Consider the following 17,919-nt stretch of genomic DNA (forward strand, 5'->3'; position numbering starts at 1 on the left):
CGCCGCTTTTGCCTGAGGCGGCCCGCATCGCGCGCCTGCTACCACCCATGCCCGAGGCCTGAGCTTCGGGCTTTTGCGTTTCGGGCTTTGCGCTTTCGGCGCGAATTCCCTGCGCCGCCGCGCGCAAGCGCCCCCGGCGGCGGGCTTCGACGATAATTGCGCGATGCACCTGTTCGACACGCCCACCCTGCTCGCCTTCCTCGCCACGGCCGTGGTGCTCGTGATCATTCCCGGGCCGGGCACCGCCTGGATCGTCGCCCAGACCGTCGCCGGCGGGACCGCGCGCGGCCTGCGCGCCGGGCTCGGACTGGAAACCGCGACGCTGCTGCATGCGCTCGCCGCGGGCCTGGGGCTGTCGGCGGTGCTGGCGACTTCGGCGCTCGCCTTCGAGGTACTCAAGTACGCCGGCGCCTTCTACCTGGTGTGGCTGGGGATCAAGGCCTGGCGCAGCGGCCGCAACACCACCGGCGACGAACTGCACCCCGCGCCCGCGCAGACGGCGCCGAACAAACCCGACGCGGTGTACTGGCGCTCGGTGGTGACCGGCGTGCTCAACCCGAAGGTGGCGTTGTTCTTCCTCGCCTTCCTGCCGCAGTTCGTGCATCCCGAACGCGGCCTGGTGTGGGTGCAGTTCCTGGTGTTGGGCACGCTGCTGTCGCTGATCGGCTTCAGCCACAGCGCCTTCCTCAGCACCATGGTCGGCCGCCTCGGCCGCAGGCTGCGCGACGGCAACGGCCGCTTCGCGCTGTGGCGCCAACGCGCGCTCGGCGCGTTCTTCATCGGCCTGGGCCTGCGCCTGGCGCTGCAGCAGCGCAGCGGCCTGTGACTCGCTGCTGGTCGCGGCAGGACCAGAACCGCGCCCGCGGCTGACAGGGCCAGCCACGAGCGTTGCCGGCACACGGCCAAGCGCCGCGCCGAGGCTAACGACTTGACGCCTCCACCGCGCTAGCATCGCGCGGTCGCCAGCCCCCACCTGCCGGCATTCCTTCCGAACCGTCCGCAATCCCGAGGGGGCACCATGGACAAGCGTTTCTGGATTTCCGGCGTGGTCATGACCATCGCCACGGCACTGTTGGGCTTCGTCGTCCACGGCCTGCTGCTCGCCGACGACTACAACGCACTGGTCGGCACGGTCATGCGTTCGCAGGAACAGGCCAACGGCATGATGCAGTGGATGTTGCTGGCCGATGCGTGCATCGGTTTCGCGATGACCTGGATCTACCGGCAAGGCATCGGCGCGCGCTCGACGCTGGCGCAGGGCATCCGCTTCGGTATCGCCGTCGCGTTCCTGACGGTGATCCCGCAGTTCTTGATCTACTGGGTGGTCACCGCCATGCCCGCCGCGCTCGTGCACAAGCAGCTGGTGTTCGACAGCCTGCGCATGGTGGCGCTGGGCGTGCTGGTGGCCTGGCTCAATCCGCGCCGCGCCTGAGCACCGCCAATTCACCTGCGATGCAAACCGGCGCGGGTATCGTCCGACCGTCCCGCTCATCCACGGATACCACGATGAACCCGCGCCGCCGTTTTCTCGCCACCGTCCTCGCCACCAGCGCCCTGCTGGGCTCCGTGCTTGCCGCGTCCGGCTGCTCGACGCTCGGCGCCGTGACCGCGCTGCTGGGCAACCAGGTGAACTTCACCCAGCCGCAGCTGCAGCAGTCGCTCAACCGCAACTTCCCCAAGCACTACGACAAGCTCGGTGGGCTGGTGTCGATGACGCTGCTCAACCCGCGCCTGTCGATCCCGCAGGGCAGCAACCGCCTGCGCCTGGACTTCGACCTCGGCATCGGCGCGCTCGGCAGCGACAGCAGCCGGCCCAGCGGCCACTTCGCCCTGACCAGCGCGCTGCGTTTCGACCCGACCACGCGTGGCCTGCACCTGCAGGACCCGGCGATCGAACAGGTGAATGTGCCGTCGCTGGGCGGCATGATGAACAGCTCGGCGCGTGGCCTGCTCAACGACTGGCTGGCCGGCTACGCACGCGACGAACCCGTCTATCGCTTCGACAACAGCCTGCTCGATCGCCTCGGTTCGCGCCGCATCGGCCGCACCGACATCGAGGACGGCCAGGTCGTGGTGCACCTCGGCGACAACTGACGAAACCAACCACTGATGCGCACGCCCTTCATCGCAACCCTCCTGCTCTCCACCCTGCTGCTCGCGGCCTGCGGCGGCGGCGATGCCAAGAAGACCACGGCCGACGGCGGCACGGTCGAGCAACTGCCGACGCCGACGGGCGCCGCGGGCGGCGTCACCGGCATGCCGGCCCGCCCGGGCCCCGGCCCCATCGGCGCGCCGGTGGCGGAGCAACCGGAGGTGGCGCTCGACGCCGACGGCAACCCGATCCTTCCGGAAGCCGCGCAAGGCGAAGCCACGGCCGACGAACCCTCGCCGGACGATGCCGTCGCGGTGATCCGCGACTACTACGCGGCGATCAACAGCGGCGACTTCGGCCGCGCCTACGCGCTGTGGTCGGACGACGGCCGCGCCAGCGGGCAATCGCCGGCGCAGTTCGCCGCCGGCTTCGGCGACACCACCGGCGTGTCGGTGGAAATGCAGGCGCCGGGCAGTGTCGAGGCCGCCGCCGGGTCGCGCTACATCGAGATCCCGGTCACCCTGGTCGCCGCGCAGCGCGATGGCGGCCAGCGCCGCTTCAGTGGCCGCTACACCCTGCGCCGCGCCGTCGTCGATGGCGCGACGGCCGAGCAGCGCGCGTGGCGCATCGCCTCGGCCAACCTGCAGGAAACCGCGCCGTAACAGGCGCGGAGCGCACGGGCGTGTGATTCCCGATCCGCAGGCGACATGACGACGACGATGCAGGCAGCACCCGTGATCGTGCTGGACACCAATGTGTGCCTGGACCTGTTCGTGTTCGCCGACCCGCGTTGCGTCGGCCTGCTGCAGGCGCTGCAGGCCGCCGAGGTCGCGGCGGTCACCGACGATGCCTGCCGCGAGGAATGGCGGCGTGTGCTGTTCTATCCGGTGCTGCGCCTGGACGATGCCGCGCGAGCGGCCGCGCATGCGCGCTTCGACGCGCTCGTGCAGCGGTTGCCGGATGCGGGCGATGCCGACGTATCCGACCCGCCGCCGCTGCGTTGCCGCGATCCGCACGACCAGAAGTTCCTCGACCTGGCCCTGCGCACCGGCGCGCACTGGCTGCTGAGCCGCGACGACCACCTGCTCTCGCTGGCGCGGCGGGCACGGCGCGCGAATCTGTTCGCGATCCTCACCCCGGAAGCGTGGCTGGCGGCGCGCGCCGCCGCCAGCAACTGATCCGAGCCGGTTACAGCTCGAAGCGGTACGACAGCTTCACCAGCAGCTGCTCGCTGTCGCGCAGGCTGAAGGCGTCGGCGAACTCGTCGCGCGCGCCATAGCGGCCGAGCACGTCTTCCTCGAAGAACGAACCGCCGCGCACGTAGGCGATGTAGAGGTAGGACAGCGGCGCCAGCTCGTAGCGGTAGCGCACCTGGAAGCCGAGGTTGCGCAGGCCCACGTCGGGAATCGCTTCCGCCGACGGCAACGGCTCGCCGTTCGCCGCGACGCGGTAGGCCTGCTTCGCCTTGGCATCCAGGCCGATCGCTTCCAGGCGCACGCGCAATTGCTGCTTGTCGTTGATCAGGAACACGCTGCCGGCGTTGAGCTGGATCATGTCCTCGTCATAGCTGCCCAGCAGGTTGTCGCCACGCCACAGCACCCAGTCGGAGTTGTGCTCGAAGAACCACGAGGTGAAGAAGCGCAGGCGATCGTTGACGTGGTAGGTCGGCTCGAAGGACAGCTGCAGCGAACTCTTGCCCGGCGTGCCCAGGCCTTCGGAGGCCCAGCGCGTGTTGCCGTAGAACTCCCAGTGGCCATCGCCCTGGCGCGGGCGGTTGCGTTCGTAGAACAGGAAGTACTTGGCCGGCATGTTCACGATGCCGTTGCCGCGCAGGATGCGGTCGTCATGGCCGGACGACCACGAGGCGACCTCGAAGAAATCGTTGCCGCCATCGCGCAGCTGGCCGCTGCGGTTCATCGCGAAGGCATCGGCGATGTGCAGGCCGTGGTCGTTGACGCGGCGCGACGTGGCCCAGTGCCAGTCGGCCGCGCTGTACCGCGAGGTCTCCGGCAGGTTGGTGAAGCGCTTGGCGAGGTCGTAGCGGGCGTAGTTGAAGTTGTTGCGCTCGAGGAAACCGAAGTCGTTGAGCTGCAGCTTGTCGCCCAGGTGCAGCATGTACAGCTGCTGGCGCCAGCCGTCGCCCATGTCCCAGTCGATGCGCACCTGTCCGCCCGTGTCGCTGCCGGATTCGCCCGCATCACGCCGCCCGAACGCGTCCGTGCCCATCCCAGTGATGTCCGAGCCCACCAGCGTGGTGCGGATCGACCACTGCGGGTTCGGCGTCCAGCGGTGGTCGACTTCGTAGACGTTGGCTTCGCGGCCAATGCAGCCCTCCACGTCCTGCCCGTAGCAGGGGCGATCGACCCGGGTGACCATGGCGCCGATGCCCTGCTTCTCGCCGTCGTGCGAGGTGCGCACCGCATAGAAGTCGCGGCCGGCTTCGTCCGCTTCGGTGGCGGCGAACACGCCGTAGTTCATCGCGCCCAGGCTGCCGTTGACCTTCACCGCCGCGGTGACGTCGCCCGCGCCGCTGCCGTCGTCGGCATTGGCGCCGACGCGGCGGGTGTAGATCAGCTTGTTGGAGGTATTGAGCGAGCCGAACGGCACGTCGAAATAACCCTGGTTCTCGGTGAAGAACGGGCGCTTGTCGCTGAAGAAGCTTTCCTGCGCGCTGAAATTCACCACCAGCTGGTCGCTCTCGACCTGGCCGAAGTCGGGGTTGAGCGTGGCGCTGAGCTGGAACTTGCCGTTGGGCTTCCAGAAGATGTCGGCGCCGGTGTCGAAGTCGCTCTTGTGCGCCACGTTGTCGTACACGCCGGAGACATACGGCGTGATCGCCAGCAGCGACTGGCTGTACGCCGGCACCTGCACCTTGTTGAGCGCGGTGAGGAAGCGCGTGTCCTGGAAGCTCACCGCCGGCCACGACGCGCGCTCGCCGCTGGCGCCGATCACGCGGTCGAGCTGGATGCCCAGCGTGCGCGTGCCTTCGACGTCGCGCATCGGCGCGATGTACCAGGGGATCAGGATTTCCGCCGACCAGCCCGCTTCGTCCTCGCTGGTCGCGTGGCGCCAGTCGCCGTCCCAGTCGGAGTTGAACTGGTTCTCGTTGGTGATGGTGGTGTCGGTGATGCTGTTGGACAGCAGCACGGTGAAGTTGTAGCCACTGCGGCCGTCGCCGTCGAAGTCGACGTAGAGGTTGATGCGGTCGGCCTGCGCGCCCTGGTCGCGCTGCGCCTGCTGGCGCGTGCGCGGGATGTCGGGCGACTGCAGGTTGCGGAAGGCGACCGCCAGGCCGTCCTCGGTGGCGAGGATCCAGGCTTCGGTCGGCTGCGACGCGGGCGCGCGCGACAGCGGCTGGGTCTGGCGGAAGTCGGTAACGTGCTGGGCGCCCTGCCATTCGGCGGGATCGATCCGGCCGTCGATCTCGACGGTGGCCAGGGCGGGGGGCGCGGCGAGCGCGGCCAGGATGGCGGTGGTCAGTGTTGCACGCAGCATGGGGAGTCCGGCGGAAGGATCGCGGGCGCATCCACGTGCGCCGGCAAGGCCGGGGACGACCCGGTTGGCCGGCAGGGTATTGCCGACCTTGCCCGTTACCGAATGGCGAAAGTCATGCCAACCATTCGATCGGTTCATGCATCGCAACTTCACAGGCGGGCCGGAAGGCCTCCGTTCGCGCCTCGCGCGTTCGCGGCGACGGCGTGAAGATCGCGGCCCCGGGCGCCGCGGAACCCGCAAAAAAGCAGCGCCGGGACGAACCCGGCGCTTCGACAGGGCAGGCGGGCGTCAGTCCTTCTTGCCCTTGCCCTTCTTTTTCTTCTTGTCCTTTTTCTTCTTCTTTTCGGACTTGTCTTTCTTTGGCTGCAGCATGGTGCCGGTGCAATCGGGGCTGCCGCAGCGGCATTCCCAGATCTTCTTCAGCTCCTTGGTGTGCTTTTCCTCGAGGCGGATGCCGTAGTTGTAGGACAGCTCCTCGCCCGGCGCGATGTCGCGGATCGCTTCGATGAAGACCCGGTCCTTGCGGCGGTCGTCGCCGTCGTCCTCTTCCAGCACGGCCTCGCAGTTGGGCGCGCAGCTGTGGTTGATCCAGCGCGCGGAGTTGCCGTCGAAGTTCGCGTCGATCACGTACTCGTCGTTGAGCGTGAACAGGAAGGTGTGCCCGGAATCGACGTCGCCGCTGTCGCCTTCGTCCACTTCCGCGTGGGTGCGGCGGCGGCCCTTGTACTCGATCAGGCGCTCGCCCTTCTCGATCGACGCGACGGCGAACATGCCGTTGCCATGGATGGTGGAACGGCGGGTGGCGATCTTGCGTGGCATGCAGGGTCCGGTCGCGAGGAAATGACGAAAGGGGGCGATTGTGCTGGATAAGCGGTGATGCCGTCATCGCATGGGGCAAGGTCGCTGTATGGGATGACCCTTGAGGGCCCTCGCAGTCTTTCCGGAATCTCCGAGAGCCTTTCCTGAATCCAGTCGAGTCCTTCTGGAGTCCCCTTCGAGCCCTGCCGGAATCCTTCCAAGCCCTGCCGGAATCCCTCCGAGCCCTGCCGGAATCCCTCCGAGCCTTGCCGGAATCCCTCCGAGCCCTGCCGGAATCCCTTCGAGCCTTGCCGGAATCCCTCCGAGCCCTGCCGGAATCCCTTCGAGCCCTGCCGGAATCCCTCCGAGCCCTGCCGGAATCCCTTCGAGCCCTGCCGGAATCCCTCCGAGCCCTGCCGGAGTCCCGGTGAGCCCCTCCGGAATCCCTCCGGGCCATTCCACACCCCGCGGCTCGACCCGAACCGGCCAAATCAGTACAATTCCAGTACTAATTACTCCCCGTCCGCCCAGATGCTCAGGGTCGCCAAACTCACCGACTACGCCACGGTCGTCATGACCGTCCTGGCCGCGCACCATTCCGGCGCGCCGGAGACGGTCCTGAGCGCCTCGGAGCTGGCGGAACGGGCCGGACTGGAAACCCCGACCGTCGCCAAGGTCCTCAAGCCCCTGGCGCAGGCCGGCCTGGTCGCGGCCACGCGCGGCGCCAACGGCGGCTATCGGCTGTCCCGGGCGGCGGAGGCAATCGGCCTGATCGACATCGTGGAAGCGCTGGAAGGGCCGCTGGGCATGACCGAATGCAGCGTCCACACCGGCAACTGCGGCATCGAGCAGTCCTGCGGCGTGCGCGCCAACTGGAACCGCATCAACGACGTGGTGATCGACGCCCTGCGCGGCATCACCCTCGCCCAGATGCTGGCCCCGCCTCCGACCAAACCTGCGTCGACAGGAAATCCCGGCAAGCGCATCGATCTGCGCCTGGCCACCACGTAGGGCGGGCTCCAGCCCGCCATGACGATCGCAATGAACCCCGTAGGCAGCCACATGGCCACCGAAACCATCGACAACCAGACAGAGACGAATCGCCCGCTCCAGAACAGGGAGATCCGCGAGCAGCTCGGCCGCAAGTACGAAGCCGGCTTCGTCACCCAGATCGAATCCGAGTCGCTGCCGCCCGGCCTCGACGAAGGCACGATCCGCGCCATCTCCGCGCGCAAGAACGAACCGGAGTGGATGACGGACTGGCGCCTGGCCGCCTACCGCCACTGGCTGACCATGGCCGAGCCGCACTGGGCCAAGCTCGACATCGCGCCGATCGACTTCCAGGCGATCAGCTACTACTCCGCGCCCAAGGGCCCGAAGTACGCCTCGCTGGACGAGGTGCCGCAGGAACTGCTGGACACCTACGAGAAGCTGGGCGTGCCGCTGCACGAGCGCGCCAAGCTCGCCGGCGTCGCGGTCGACGCGGTGTTCGACTCGGTCTCGGTCGGCACCACGTTCCGCAAGGAGCTGGCCGAGAAGGGCGTGATCTTCTGCTCGATGTCCGAAGCGGTCCATGAATACCCGGACCTGGTCCGCAAGTACCTGGGCAGCGTCGTCCCGACCCACGACAACTACTTCGCCGCGCTCAACTCGGCGGTGTTCTCCGACGGCTCGTTCGTGTTCATTCCCAAGGGCGTGCGCTGCCCGATGGAGCTGAGCACCTACTTCCGCATCAACGCCAGCGAGACCGGCCAGTTCGAACGCACCCTGATCGTGTGCGAGGACAAGGCCTACGTCTCCTACCTGGAAGGCTGCACCGCGCCGCAGCGCGACGAGAACCAGCTGCACGCCGCGGTGGTCGAACTGGTCGCGCTGGAAGACGCCGAGATCAAGTATTCGACCGTGCAGAACTGGTACCCCGGCGACGAGAACGGCGTCGGCGGCATCTACAACTTCGTGACCAAGCGCGGCGAATGCCGCGGCGCGCGCAGCAAGATCAGCTGGACGCAGGTCGAGACCGGCTCGGCGGTCACCTGGAAGTACCCGTCGTGCGTGCTACTGGGCGACGACTCGGTCGGCGAGTTCCACTCGGTCGCGTTGACGCACCATCGCCAGCAGGCCGACACCGGCACCAAGATGATCCACATCGGCAAGCGCACCAAGTCGAAGATCGTCAGCAAGGGCATCAGCGCCGGCCGCGGCCAGAACACCTACCGCGGCCTGGTCCGCGTCGAGAAGAACGCCGAGGGCGCGCGCAACCACACCCAGTGCGACTCGCTGCTGATCGGCAAGAAGTGCGGCGCGCACACCTTCCCGTACATCGAGGTCAAGCATCCCTCGGCGACGGTCGAGCACGAAGCCACGACCTCGAAGATCAGCGACGACCAGCTGTTCTACTGCCGCTCGCGCGGCATCAGCGAGGAAGACGCGGTGTCGATGATCGTCGACGGCTTCTGCAAGTCGGTGTTCAAGGAACTGCCGATGGAATTCGCGGTGGAAGCCAAGAAGCTGCTGGAAGTGTCGCTGGAAGGCGCTGTCGGCTGATTTTTCCTTCCCCCCGCCTGCGGGGAGAAGGTGCCCGAAGGGCGGATGAGGGGCGAACGAAGCGATGACGCTGAATCGCCCTCAATACAAACAGAGAACCAACATGCTGAAGATCGAAAACCTCCACGTCCGCGTCGCCGGCAAGGACATCCTCAAGGGCCTCTCGCTCGAAGTGCAGCCGGGCCAGGTGCACGCGATCATGGGTCCGAACGGCGCCGGCAAGTCCACGCTCGGCAACGTGCTGGCCGGGCGCGAAGGCTATGAAGTGGTCTCCGGCAGCGTGCAGTTCGAAGGCCGCGACCTGCTCGCGCTGGAACCGGAAGAACGCGCCGCCAGCGGCGTGTTCCTCGCCTTCCAGTACCCGGTCGAGATCCCGGGCGTGAACAACACCTACTTCCTGCGCGCCGCGCTCAACGCCCAGCGCAAGGCGCGCGGCGAGAGCGAACTGGATTCCATGCAGTTCCTCAAGCGGGTGCGCGAGAAGCTGGCCGTGCTGCACCTCAAGGACGACCTGCTGCAGCGCGCGGTCAACGAAGGCTTCAGCGGCGGCGAGAAGAAGCGCAACGAGATCTTCCAGCTCGCCCTGCTCGAACCCAAGCTCGCGATCCTCGACGAGACCGACAGCGGCCTCGACATCGACGCGCTGAAGAACGTCGCCGAAGGCGTGAATGCGTTGCGCTCGCCGGAGCGCGCCTTCCTCGTCGTCACCCACTACCAGCGTCTGCTCGACTACATCACGCCGGACGTGGTGCACGTACTGGCCGACGGCCGCATCGTCGAGAGCGGCGGCCCGGAGCTTGCGCTGCAGCTGGAAGAGCACGGCTACGCCTGGATCAAGGACCGCGTCACGCCGGCAGCCGGGGCCTGACATGAGTGCCCTGCTCGACTCCTTCGCTTCCGCCTTCGACGCGTTGCCCAACCGCGACGCCGCGGGCCTGGGTGACGCACGCCGCGACGCCCTGGCCGCCGCACTGCGCGACGGCCTGCCCGGCACCCGCAGCGAACGCTGGAAATACACGCCGCTGCGCGCCTTCGAGCGTCGCGCCTTCGTGCCCTCCGCTTCGCTGCCGGCGGTGCTGGACGGCGCGCTGCTGGCAGGCATCCCGGCGCCGCGCATCGTCTTCGTCAACGGCCGCTTCGATCCGGCGCACAGCGACTTCACCACACTGCCCACGGGCGTGACGCTGCAGCCGCTGTCGCAGGCACTGGCCGAAGGGCACGAGCGCGAGGTGAATTTCCTCGCCCGCCGCTTCGAGCGCGCCGACGAAGTCTTCGCCCGGCTCAATGCGGCGCTCGCCGACGACGGCGTGATCCTGCGCGCCGAGGAAGGCGCGGCGGCGACGCAACCGATCCACCTGGTGTTCGTCGGCGCGCCGGCGGAACGCGACCTCGCCTCGCATTCGCGCCACCTGGTCGAACTGCGCGGCGATGCCGAGCTCACGCTGGTCGAGCACCATCTCGCCAGCGACGCCAACGCGCATTTCGTCAACAGCCTCGTCCACGTGCACCTGGCCGCGCGCGCACGCCTCACCCACGTGCGTACGCAGGAAGAAGCCGCGACCGCATCGCTGGTCACGCGCACCGACGCCGTGCTCGCCCGCAGCGCCACCTACCTGCGCCTGGACCTCGAACTCGGCGGTGCGCTGACGCGCCACGAACTCAACGTCGCCCTGCAGGGCGAAGGCGCGCAGGTGATCGCCAACGGCGTGCTGCTCGCCGACGGCAAGCGCCACCTCGACACCCGCCTGGGCATCGACCACGCCGCACGCGACACGCGTTGCGAACTGTTGTGGCGCGGACTCGGCGCGGGCCGCGCGAAGGCCGCGTTCCACGGCGGCATCACCATCCGCGAAGGCGCCGATGGCAGTGTCGCCGAACTCTCGAACAAGAATCTGCTGCTCTCGGCCGGTGCCGAAATCGACACCCAGCCCGTGCTCGAAATCCACGCCGACGAAGTGCAGGCCGCGCACGGTGCGGCGGTCGGCCAGCTCGACGCAACCTCGATGTTCTACCTGCGCAGCCGCGGCATTCCCGAGCAGCAGGCCCGCGCCCTGCTCACCGCCGCGTTCTGCCGCGAGACGCTGGCCGTGATCGAAGACGCTGTGCTGCGCGAGTCCGTGGCGGCCAAGCTCGATGCCGCACTGTCGCGACTGGAATCGGCCGCATGAACGCCTCGCCCGCCACCGCCACCGACTGGGCCCGCATCCGCGCCGACTTCCCGCTGCTCGCGCGCGAGGTCCACGGCAAGCCGCTGATCTACCTGGATTCGGCCAACACCGCACAGAAGCCGGCGAGCGTGATCGCGTCCGTCGACGACTTCTACCGCTGGCACAACGCCAACGTCAGCCGCGCCGTGCACACGCTGGGCACGGAGGCGACCGACGCCTACGAAGGCGCGCGCCGCAAGCTGGCGGCGTTCTTCAACGTGCGCGCCGACGAACTCGTGCTGTGCAGCGGCACCACCTTCGCGCTCAACCTCGTCGCCTACTCGTGGGCGCTGCCGCGCCTGCAGCCGGGCGACGCGATCGTGCTGACGCGCATGGAGCACCACGCCAACATCGTGCCGTGGCAGCTCGTGGCCGAACGCACCGGCGCGACGATCAAGGTCGCCGACATCAACGCGGCCGGCGAGCTCGACCTCGACGCGCTGTACGCGCTGCTCACCCCGGACGTGAAGCTGCTGTCGCTGACGCACGTCTCCAACGTGCTCGGCACGGTCAACCCGGTGCGTGAGATCTGCCGCGAAGCGCGCAAGCGCGGCATCGTCACCGCGATCGACGGCTCCCAGGCCGCGCCGCACCGCCCGGTCGACATCGCCGCGATCGGCTGCGACTTCTACGCCTTCACCGGCCACAAGATGTGCGGCCCGACCGGCACCGGCGCGCTGTGGGCGCGCCGCGAACACCTGGCCGCGATGCCGCCCTTCATCGGCGGCGGCGAGATGATCAAGGAAGTGCGCTTCGAGGGCACCGTCTTCAACGATCCGCCGCACAAGTTCGAAGCCGGCACGCCGAACATCGCCGGCTTCGTCGGCCTCGGTGCCGCCGTCGATTACCTCTCGAGCCTGGGCATGCACAACGCAGAGGCGCGCGAGCAGGAACTGCTGCGCCACGCGACCGAAGAGCTGGACAAGGTCGAGGGCCTGCGCATCTTCGGCCGCGCCGCCGAGAAGGCCGCGGTGATCAGCTTCCTGGTCGAGGGCGCGCACGCGCACGACCTCGCCACCCTGCTCGACCTGGAAGGCGTGGCGATCCGTTCCGGCCACCATTGCGCGCACCCGCTGATGCACCACTTCGGCGTCCCGGCCACCTGCCGCGCCTCGTTCGCGTTCTACAACACGCACGAGGAAGTGGAGGCGTTCGTGGCGGCGCTGCGCAAGGTACGCCGGCTGCTGGCATAGGCGCTGCCCAACCATGCCGCCAGCCTCGGCCGGGCGGCAACCGTTGTGGCGGGCCGGGGCCCGCCCTACGCTTAGGCGGTCCTCCCAGCCTCTAGTGCCATGGCCGACGCCTCCGAAACGACCGCGCTGCTGCGCGAGATCCGCGACAACCAGCGCGAAGCATTGGCGCTGCAGCGCGAATACATGACGATGTACCAGCAACAGCTCGGCCGCATCGAACGCATCAACGACCGCGCCGAAGTGCTGCAGGGCCGCGCCGGCAAGGCGATCCGGATCATCCTGATGATCGCGATCCCGCTGGTCTGCCTGCTGCTGGTGATGATGCTGCTCCCCTACTTCCTCCGACTGATCGCATGACCCATTCCGCCTTGAGCTTCCGCAACGCCACGCTCGCCGACACCGATGCCCTGGTCGCCCTGGTCGAATCCGCCTACCGCGGCGACGCCAGCAAGCAGGGCTGGACGACCGAGGCCGACATGCTCGACGGCCGCCGCACTGGCGCCGACGACATCCAGGCCTGCATCACGCGCGCGGACAGCCGCATCCTGATCGCCGAGCGCGCCACCCGGGACGGCGCGCCCGAACTGCTGGCCTGCGCGCATATCGCCATCGAGAACGGTGCCGGCTACTTCGGCATGTTCTCGGTGCAGCCGAACCTGCAGGGCGGCGGCATCGGCAAGGCCGTGATCACCGAAGCCGAACGCATCGCGCGCGAAGAATGGCGACTGCCGGCCATGCGCATGACCGTGATCGACATCCGCGACGAACTCATCGCGTTCTACGAGCGCCGCGGCTACCGTCGCACCGGCATCAAGAAGGCGTTTCCCTACGGTGACGAGCGTTTCGGCATCCCCAAGCGCGACGACCTGCGCTTCGAAGTCCTGGAAAAGGCGCTCTGACATGGGTGACTGGGTGTTCGTCTGCGCGACCTCGCAACTGCTGCCCGGGGAAACCACCGTGGCCTGGGACGGCGACGTCCCCATCCTCGTCGTGAACTACGACGGCGATTACTACGCGATGGAAGACAAGTGCTCGCACGAGGACTTCGAACTGTCCGCGGGCCACTTCGACGGCGACGAGGCCACGATCGAGTGCGCCCTGCACGGCGCGAAGTTCGACGTGCGCGACGGCCGGCCGTTGTGCGCGCCGGCCTACGAGCCGGTGGTGAAGTTCCCGGTCAAGGTCGACGAGATCGGCGTGTGGACCCGCGACGACCGCGGCTGAGTCGAATCAGGAAAACGCGAATCGTTTGCATTTGAGAACGATTCTCACTAGGATGGCGGCCGCCGCGGCGCTGCCGCACTCATCCTTCTGAAACCATGTCCATCAAGCAGATTCCGGCAGCCGCGCCCCTGGCCGTCGCTCTTTCGCTCGCGCTCTCGTCCCCGGTCTACGCCGAGACCGCCGCTGCCACCGACGCCGCCACCGATGGCGACGCGCGCGCCACCGAACTCGACACCGTGCAGGTGTACGGCAAGGTGGACTATGGCTACGTGCAGAAGCGCAGCACCAGCGCGACCAAGACCGACACCGAACTGCAGGACGTCCCGCAGTCGATCACGGTGGTGACCCAGGACCTGATCCGCGACCAGGCCATGCAGAACCTCGGCGACGTCGTCCGCTACGTCCCCGGCGTGACCATGGCGCAGGGCGAAGGCAACCGCGACACCCCGGTGATGCGCGGCAACAGCACCACCGGCGACATGTTCGTCGACGGCATGCGCGACGACACCCAGTACTTCCGCGACCTGTACAACATCGAGCGCGTCGAGGCGCTGAAGGGCCCCAACGCGATGATCTTCGGCCGCGGTGGCAGCGGCGGCGTGATCAACCGCGTCACCAAGCAGGCCGACTGGGAGACCGTGCGCGACCTCAGCCTGCAGGTCGGCTCCTGGAACAAGCGCCGCCTCGCCGGCGACTTCGGCCAGGCCATCAACGACACCGCGGCATTCCGCGTCACCGGCATGGTCGAGGACTCGGAAAGCTACCGCGACGGCTACGAAGCCAAGCGCTGGGGCATCAACCCGACCTTCGCCTTCACCGCCGGCGACAACACCACGATCACCCTGGGCTACGAGCACTTCAAGGACGAGCGCGTCGCCGACCGCGGCATCCCCTCCTCGATCACGCCGTTCAATGGCCGCCGCCTGCCGGTGGAAACCGACCCGTCCACGTTCTTTGGCGACCCGGACCGCAGCCCGACCTGGGCCGACGTCGACGCACTCAGCGCGCTGGTCGACCATGACTTCGGCAATGGCCTGACCCTGCGCAACCGTACCCGTATCGCCGACTACGACAAGTTCTACCAGAACGTCTACGCGGGCGGCCCGGTCAATGCGGCCGGCACGCTCGCCGAAATCCGCGCGTACAGCAACGCCACCCAGCGCAAGAACTTCTTCAACCAGACCGATTTCGTCTGGGCGCTCGATGGCCGCATCAAGCAGACGCTGCTGTTCGGTGCCGAACTGGGCCGCCAGGAGACCGACAACTTCCGCCAGACCGGCTACTTCGGCGCGCCGGGCTCGACCGTCACCTCGGTCTTCGTGCCCTTCGACAATCCGCGCTACACCGGGCCGATGGAGTTCCGCCAGAGCGCGACCGACGCGGACAACCACAGCGTCGCCAAGGTGGCCGCGCTGTACGCCCAGGACCAGATCGAGTTCTCGCCGCAGTGGCAGGCGATCGTCGGCCTGCGCTACGACCGCTTCGACGTCGACTTCCGCAACAACCGCAACGGCCAGGCCATCAGCTCCACCGACAACCTGCTGTCGCCGCGCGTAGGCCTGGTTTACAAGCCGCTCGATCCGCTCTCGCTGTATGCGAGCTACAGCATCGCCTACGTGCCGCGCGCCGGCGACCAGCTGTCGTCGCTGACCCCGACCAACAAGGCGTTCGATCCCGAGGAATTCCGCAACTACGAGATCGGCGCCAAGTGGGAAGTCGTGCGTGGCCTGGCGCTGACCGCCGCGGCCTACCGTCTGGAGCGCACCAACGTGATCGCGCCGGATCCGTCGGATCCCACGCAGTCGATCCTGATCGACGGCCAGCGCGTGAAGGGTTTCGAACTGGGCCTGGCCGGCAACATCACCGAAGCCTGGAGCGTGATGGGCGCCTACGCCTGGCAGGAAGGCGATATCCCCGACAGCCTCACCAAGCCCGCGCAGTTGCCCGAGCAGACGGCTTCGTTGTGGAACCGCTTCGACTTCAGCAACCGCTGGGGCGTCGGCCTGGGCGCGATCTATCGCGGCGAGTTCTTCGCCTCCACCAGCAACCAGGTGGTGATCAAGAGTTACACGCGCTACGACGCTGCGGTGTTCTTCGATGTCAACGACAACCTCGGCCTGCAGCTGAACCTCGAGAACATCTTCGACAAGCAGTACTTCGTCTCGGCGAACAACGACAACAACATCACCCCGGGTTCGCCGCGCGCGGCCTACCTGAGCGTGAACCTCAAGTTCTGACCTGTTCGATCCTCTGCAGCATCGGCCGGGAGTCCGCGTACGCGCGGGCTCCCGGCTTTTTGCAACGGAGCCCAACGGAAGCCTTCGCATGAATGCCACCACGACCACGGCCGATCCCGCCCGTCGCCGCAGCAATGCCACCTATCGCTGGATCCGCCAGCTGCACCTGTGGATCGGTGCCTGGGGCGCGCTCGCCGCGATCATCTACGGCTTCTCCGGCCTGGTGATGAACAACCGCTTCGGCGACAGCGCGTGGCCGCAGGGCGACAGCGCCGAGACCGGCCGGATCGAGCTGCAGATCCCTGCGGAGGCGCGCACGTCGCCGGAAGAACTGTCGCTGTGGCTGCGCGAAACCCAGAACCTCGATGCACAGGTGATCCGCAAGGGTGCGCCGGGCGGCAAGGAGGGGAAGGAAGGCAAGGCGAGGGACGCCAAGCAGGCACCGAAGTGGAGCCTCAGCGGTGGCACCGCGAGCGCGTCGTGGTCGCTGGAATACAGCCCCGGCAAGGACACCGCCGAACTCAAGCGCAGCTCGCACACCCTGCTCGCGGCCATCAATCGCCTGCACAAGGGCGTCGGTGGTGGCTGGGCCTGGACCCTGCTCGCCGACAGCTTCGCCATCGGCATGCTGCTGCTTGGCCTGTCGGGCATCTGGATGTGGGCGCGCGGCCGCACGCCGCGCGAGATGGTGCTGAGCGTGTTCGGCCTGTCGCTGGCGATCCTGGCCGCCGTGGTCGTCCCCGCGCTGCTCTGAGCGCGGCGCCCGCGGCCGTCAGGCCTGCGGTTCGAGCGGATTCACCCGCACCAGCAGCAGTTCGCCGCCGCCTTCGATGACATGGCGCAGGCGCTCGGCGCCGGCCTGCAGGATCGCGGTATCGCCGCGTTCCAGCGCCGGCAGGCCCGAGTCGTCGGCAAAACGCGCCCGGCCGGCGAGCAGGTGCACCGCCCAGGTCGCGCCCGCTTCGGCAAAGATCACCATCGGCCCCACCAGCGGCCGGTGGAACAGCTCCGCCTGCACGCGGTCGCGGCGCCACATCAGGTTGAAATCGTGCGTCGGCCCGTCGACCAGTTCGCCGGTGACGCCGCGTTCGCCGGCGAAGCGCAGCTTGCCGTGGGGCGGGTGCAGCTCGTGGACCTCGCCGTCGTCGAAACGCAGGCGCATGCCATTGCCGGCGAGCAACACCAGTTCGCGGTCGATGCCGGGGAATGAGGAAAAGACGGAATCGCGCTCGATCTCCGCGATCGACAGCCGCCAGTCCCAGTCGCCCTCGTCGGGCGACTTGTAGATCTCGCGCGTCCAGCCCATCTGGTTGCGCCAGCGTTCGCGACGGTACTCGTTGGCGGGGATGACCCAGGAGCGTGCGGGCAGTGCGGATTCGGCCATGCCCCAGTTTAACGGGCGGGCTCCGGCCTGTCGGCCAATACGTCGCGCCGCCACGCTCCATCGAAACAGGCGCTGGGGAAAACCGGGCCCGGCCATGCATCCCTGCGCGGCCGGGCGCCACACTTCCATGTCCAGGCCGTGGCCTGAGTTCCTTGGGGCGTCCTGCCCCGGTGAGCTGCCCGATGCCGGGCTTCAGCGCTTGGCGGTGGCCGGGCGCGCCGGCGCAGCCGGCTTGCGCGCCGGAGCCGGTGCACCGCCGGCCACGACGATGCGGTCGCGGTTCTTCTCGACCGTCTTCAGGCCGATGCCCTTCACCAGCGTCAGCTGTTCGGCGCTGCGGAACGCGCCGTTGGCCTTGCGGTAGGCGACGATGGCATCGGCCTTGCTCTTGCCGATGTTGATCAGCACGCGATCGATGGTCGCCGCATCGGCGGTGTTGATGTTGACCTTCTCGGCGGCGAACGCACTGCCGGCGAACAGCAGCGAAAGAGCGACGGTGTGCAGCAGGGCGGTGAACTTGCGCATGTGGAACTCTCCTTGTGGTTGGTTTCGGTCCGTGCCTGGCGGCTGGGTGTCTGGCGACCCGCTCCCGCGGGCCCCGGGCGCAGCGGCCCGGTGAGGACAGTCTCCACGGCCGCCCGGGGCGTTCCCATCGGCAAAGGCGGGCCAATCGGGCGGGAAACGGCCCGTTTCCGGGGTAGGAAAAATCCGGCGTGCGTTAAACTGCCCTCCCCCCCCCAAATTC

At 68.1% G+C, this 17,919-nt stretch carries 19 protein-coding genes; 15 read left to right on the forward strand and 4 right to left on the reverse strand.

Annotated features, from left to right (window positions below):
• The first annotated feature begins 163 nt into the window (after positions 1–163).
• From H8B22_RS02590 to H8B22_RS02610, 5 genes are all read left to right on the forward strand, one after another.
• Complete coding sequence (locus H8B22_RS02590; RefSeq protein WP_187712569.1) at positions 164–826, forward strand: LysE family translocator; 663 nt, start codon at positions 164–166, stop codon at positions 824–826.
• Between the two features lie 192 nt (positions 827–1,018).
• Complete coding sequence (locus tag H8B22_RS02595) at positions 1,019–1,432, forward strand: hypothetical protein (protein WP_187712570.1); 414 nt, start codon at positions 1,019–1,021, stop codon at positions 1,430–1,432.
• Between the two features lie 74 nt (positions 1,433–1,506).
• On the forward strand, positions 1,507–2,094 hold the full coding sequence (locus tag H8B22_RS02600) for a DUF1439 domain-containing protein (RefSeq protein ID WP_187712571.1): 588 nt from the start codon (positions 1,507–1,509) through the stop codon (positions 2,092–2,094).
• A gap of 15 nt (positions 2,095–2,109) precedes the next feature.
• Entirely contained in the window at positions 2,110–2,754 is a 645-nt protein-coding gene (locus tag H8B22_RS02605; RefSeq protein ID WP_187712572.1) for a Cif family virulence factor, read from the forward strand.
• 57 nt (positions 2,755–2,811) lie between these two features.
• Positions 2,812–3,270, forward strand: coding sequence for a PIN domain-containing protein (locus H8B22_RS02610; RefSeq protein WP_208456921.1), 459 nt, complete (start codon positions 2,812–2,814; stop codon positions 3,268–3,270).
• 10 nt (positions 3,271–3,280) lie between these two features.
• Here the strand turns inward: H8B22_RS02610 and H8B22_RS02615 are convergent, their stop codons facing one another.
• Complete coding sequence (locus H8B22_RS02615) at positions 3,281–5,587, reverse strand: DUF5916 domain-containing protein (protein ID WP_187712574.1); 2,307 nt, start codon at positions 5,585–5,587, stop codon at positions 3,281–3,283.
• Positions 5,588–5,875: 288 nt separating this feature from the next.
• On the reverse strand, positions 5,876–6,406 hold the full coding sequence (locus H8B22_RS02620; protein ID WP_187712575.1) for an SET domain-containing protein: 531 nt from the start codon (positions 6,404–6,406) through the stop codon (positions 5,876–5,878).
• Between the two features lie 510 nt (positions 6,407–6,916).
• Here H8B22_RS02620 and H8B22_RS02625 point away from each other — a divergent pair.
• The 10 genes from H8B22_RS02625 to H8B22_RS02670 all read left to right on the forward strand — a co-directional run bounded on the left by H8B22_RS02625 (position 6,917) and on the right by H8B22_RS02670 (position 16,544).
• Positions 6,917–7,396 carry an SUF system Fe-S cluster assembly regulator gene (locus H8B22_RS02625; RefSeq protein WP_187712576.1) on the forward strand — a complete coding sequence of 160 codons (480 nt, stop codon included), beginning with the start codon at positions 6,917–6,919 and terminating at the stop codon, positions 7,394–7,396.
• 51 nt (positions 7,397–7,447) lie between these two features.
• Positions 7,448–8,929 (forward strand): Fe-S cluster assembly protein SufB, encoded by a 1,482-nt coding sequence (sufB, locus tag H8B22_RS02630; protein WP_187713501.1) that lies wholly within the window; start codon positions 7,448–7,450, stop codon positions 8,927–8,929.
• Between the two features lie 103 nt (positions 8,930–9,032).
• On the forward strand, positions 9,033–9,797 hold the full coding sequence (gene sufC / locus H8B22_RS02635; RefSeq protein WP_187712577.1) for a Fe-S cluster assembly ATPase SufC: 765 nt from the start codon (positions 9,033–9,035) through the stop codon (positions 9,795–9,797).
• Position 9,798: 1 nt separating this feature from the next.
• Positions 9,799–11,097, forward strand: a complete 1,299-nt coding sequence (gene sufD / locus H8B22_RS02640; RefSeq protein ID WP_187712578.1) for a Fe-S cluster assembly protein SufD — start codon at positions 9,799–9,801, stop codon at positions 11,095–11,097.
• Positions 11,094–12,329 (forward strand): cysteine desulfurase, encoded by a 1,236-nt coding sequence (locus tag H8B22_RS02645; protein WP_187712579.1) that lies wholly within the window; start codon positions 11,094–11,096, stop codon positions 12,327–12,329. Before sufD ends, H8B22_RS02645 begins: the two co-directional genes overlap by 4 nt.
• A 99-nt stretch (positions 12,330–12,428) precedes the next feature.
• Positions 12,429–12,686 (forward strand): hypothetical protein, encoded by a 258-nt coding sequence (locus H8B22_RS02650; protein ID WP_187712580.1) that lies wholly within the window; start codon positions 12,429–12,431, stop codon positions 12,684–12,686.
• Positions 12,683–13,228, forward strand: coding sequence for a GNAT family N-acetyltransferase (locus H8B22_RS02655; protein ID WP_187712581.1), 546 nt, complete (start codon positions 12,683–12,685; stop codon positions 13,226–13,228). Before H8B22_RS02650 ends, H8B22_RS02655 begins: the two co-directional genes overlap by 4 nt.
• Position 13,229: 1 nt before the next feature.
• A complete protein-coding gene (locus H8B22_RS02660; protein WP_187712582.1) occupies positions 13,230–13,553 on the forward strand; it encodes a non-heme iron oxygenase ferredoxin subunit in 324 nt (107 codons plus the stop codon).
• Positions 13,554–13,648: 95 nt separating this feature from the next.
• Positions 13,649–15,790, forward strand: coding sequence for a TonB-dependent receptor (locus tag H8B22_RS02665; protein ID WP_187712583.1), 2,142 nt, complete (start codon positions 13,649–13,651; stop codon positions 15,788–15,790).
• Positions 15,791–15,878: 88 nt separating this feature from the next.
• Positions 15,879–16,544, forward strand: coding sequence for a PepSY-associated TM helix domain-containing protein (locus H8B22_RS02670; RefSeq protein ID WP_187712584.1), 666 nt, complete (start codon positions 15,879–15,881; stop codon positions 16,542–16,544).
• A gap of 18 nt (positions 16,545–16,562) precedes the next feature.
• Here H8B22_RS02670 and H8B22_RS02675 read toward each other — a convergent pair whose 3' ends face one another.
• Complete coding sequence (locus tag H8B22_RS02675; RefSeq protein WP_187712585.1) at positions 16,563–17,174, reverse strand: HutD/Ves family protein; 612 nt, start codon at positions 17,172–17,174, stop codon at positions 16,563–16,565.
• 192 nt (positions 17,175–17,366) lie between these two features.
• Positions 17,367–17,699 (reverse strand): ComEA family DNA-binding protein, encoded by a 333-nt coding sequence (locus tag H8B22_RS02680; RefSeq protein ID WP_187712586.1) that lies wholly within the window; start codon positions 17,697–17,699, stop codon positions 17,367–17,369.
• Positions 17,700–17,919: the final 220 nt, after the last annotated feature.

The organism is Lysobacter terrestris, from assembly GCF_014489475.1.
Classification (GTDB): Bacteria; Pseudomonadota; Gammaproteobacteria; order Xanthomonadales; family Xanthomonadaceae; genus Agrilutibacter; species Agrilutibacter terrestris.

Coding starts and splice junctions, on each gene's coding strand:
- H8B22_RS02590 (WP_187712569.1), top strand. CDS start 164: ATGCACCTGTTCGACACGCCCACCCTGCTCGCCTTCCTCGCCACGGCC.
- H8B22_RS02595 (WP_187712570.1), top strand. CDS start 1,019: ATGGACAAGCGTTTCTGGATTTCCGGCGTGGTCATGACCATCGCCACG.
- H8B22_RS02600 (WP_187712571.1), top strand. CDS start 1,507: ATGAACCCGCGCCGCCGTTTTCTCGCCACCGTCCTCGCCACCAGCGCC.
- H8B22_RS02605 (WP_187712572.1), top strand. CDS start 2,110: ATGCGCACGCCCTTCATCGCAACCCTCCTGCTCTCCACCCTGCTGCTC.
- H8B22_RS02610 (WP_208456921.1), top strand. CDS start 2,812: ATGCAGGCAGCACCCGTGATCGTGCTGGACACCAATGTGTGCCTGGAC.
- H8B22_RS02615 (WP_187712574.1), bottom strand. CDS start 5,587: ATGCTGCGTGCAACACTGACCACCGCCATCCTGGCCGCGCTCGCCGCG.
- H8B22_RS02620 (WP_187712575.1), bottom strand. CDS start 6,406: ATGCCACGCAAGATCGCCACCCGCCGTTCCACCATCCATGGCAACGGC.
- H8B22_RS02625 (WP_187712576.1), top strand. CDS start 6,917: ATGCTCAGGGTCGCCAAACTCACCGACTACGCCACGGTCGTCATGACC.
- sufB (WP_187713501.1), top strand. CDS start 7,448: ATGGCCACCGAAACCATCGACAACCAGACAGAGACGAATCGCCCGCTC.
- sufC (WP_187712577.1), top strand. CDS start 9,033: ATGCTGAAGATCGAAAACCTCCACGTCCGCGTCGCCGGCAAGGACATC.
- sufD (WP_187712578.1), top strand. CDS start 9,799: ATGAGTGCCCTGCTCGACTCCTTCGCTTCCGCCTTCGACGCGTTGCCC.
- H8B22_RS02645 (WP_187712579.1), top strand. CDS start 11,094: ATGAACGCCTCGCCCGCCACCGCCACCGACTGGGCCCGCATCCGCGCC.
- H8B22_RS02650 (WP_187712580.1), top strand. CDS start 12,429: ATGGCCGACGCCTCCGAAACGACCGCGCTGCTGCGCGAGATCCGCGAC.
- H8B22_RS02655 (WP_187712581.1), top strand. CDS start 12,683: ATGACCCATTCCGCCTTGAGCTTCCGCAACGCCACGCTCGCCGACACC.
- H8B22_RS02660 (WP_187712582.1), top strand. CDS start 13,230: ATGGGTGACTGGGTGTTCGTCTGCGCGACCTCGCAACTGCTGCCCGGG.
- H8B22_RS02665 (WP_187712583.1), top strand. CDS start 13,649: ATGTCCATCAAGCAGATTCCGGCAGCCGCGCCCCTGGCCGTCGCTCTT.
- H8B22_RS02670 (WP_187712584.1), top strand. CDS start 15,879: ATGAATGCCACCACGACCACGGCCGATCCCGCCCGTCGCCGCAGCAAT.
- H8B22_RS02675 (WP_187712585.1), bottom strand. CDS start 17,174: ATGGCCGAATCCGCACTGCCCGCACGCTCCTGGGTCATCCCCGCCAAC.
- H8B22_RS02680 (WP_187712586.1), bottom strand. CDS start 17,699: ATGCGCAAGTTCACCGCCCTGCTGCACACCGTCGCTCTTTCGCTGCTG.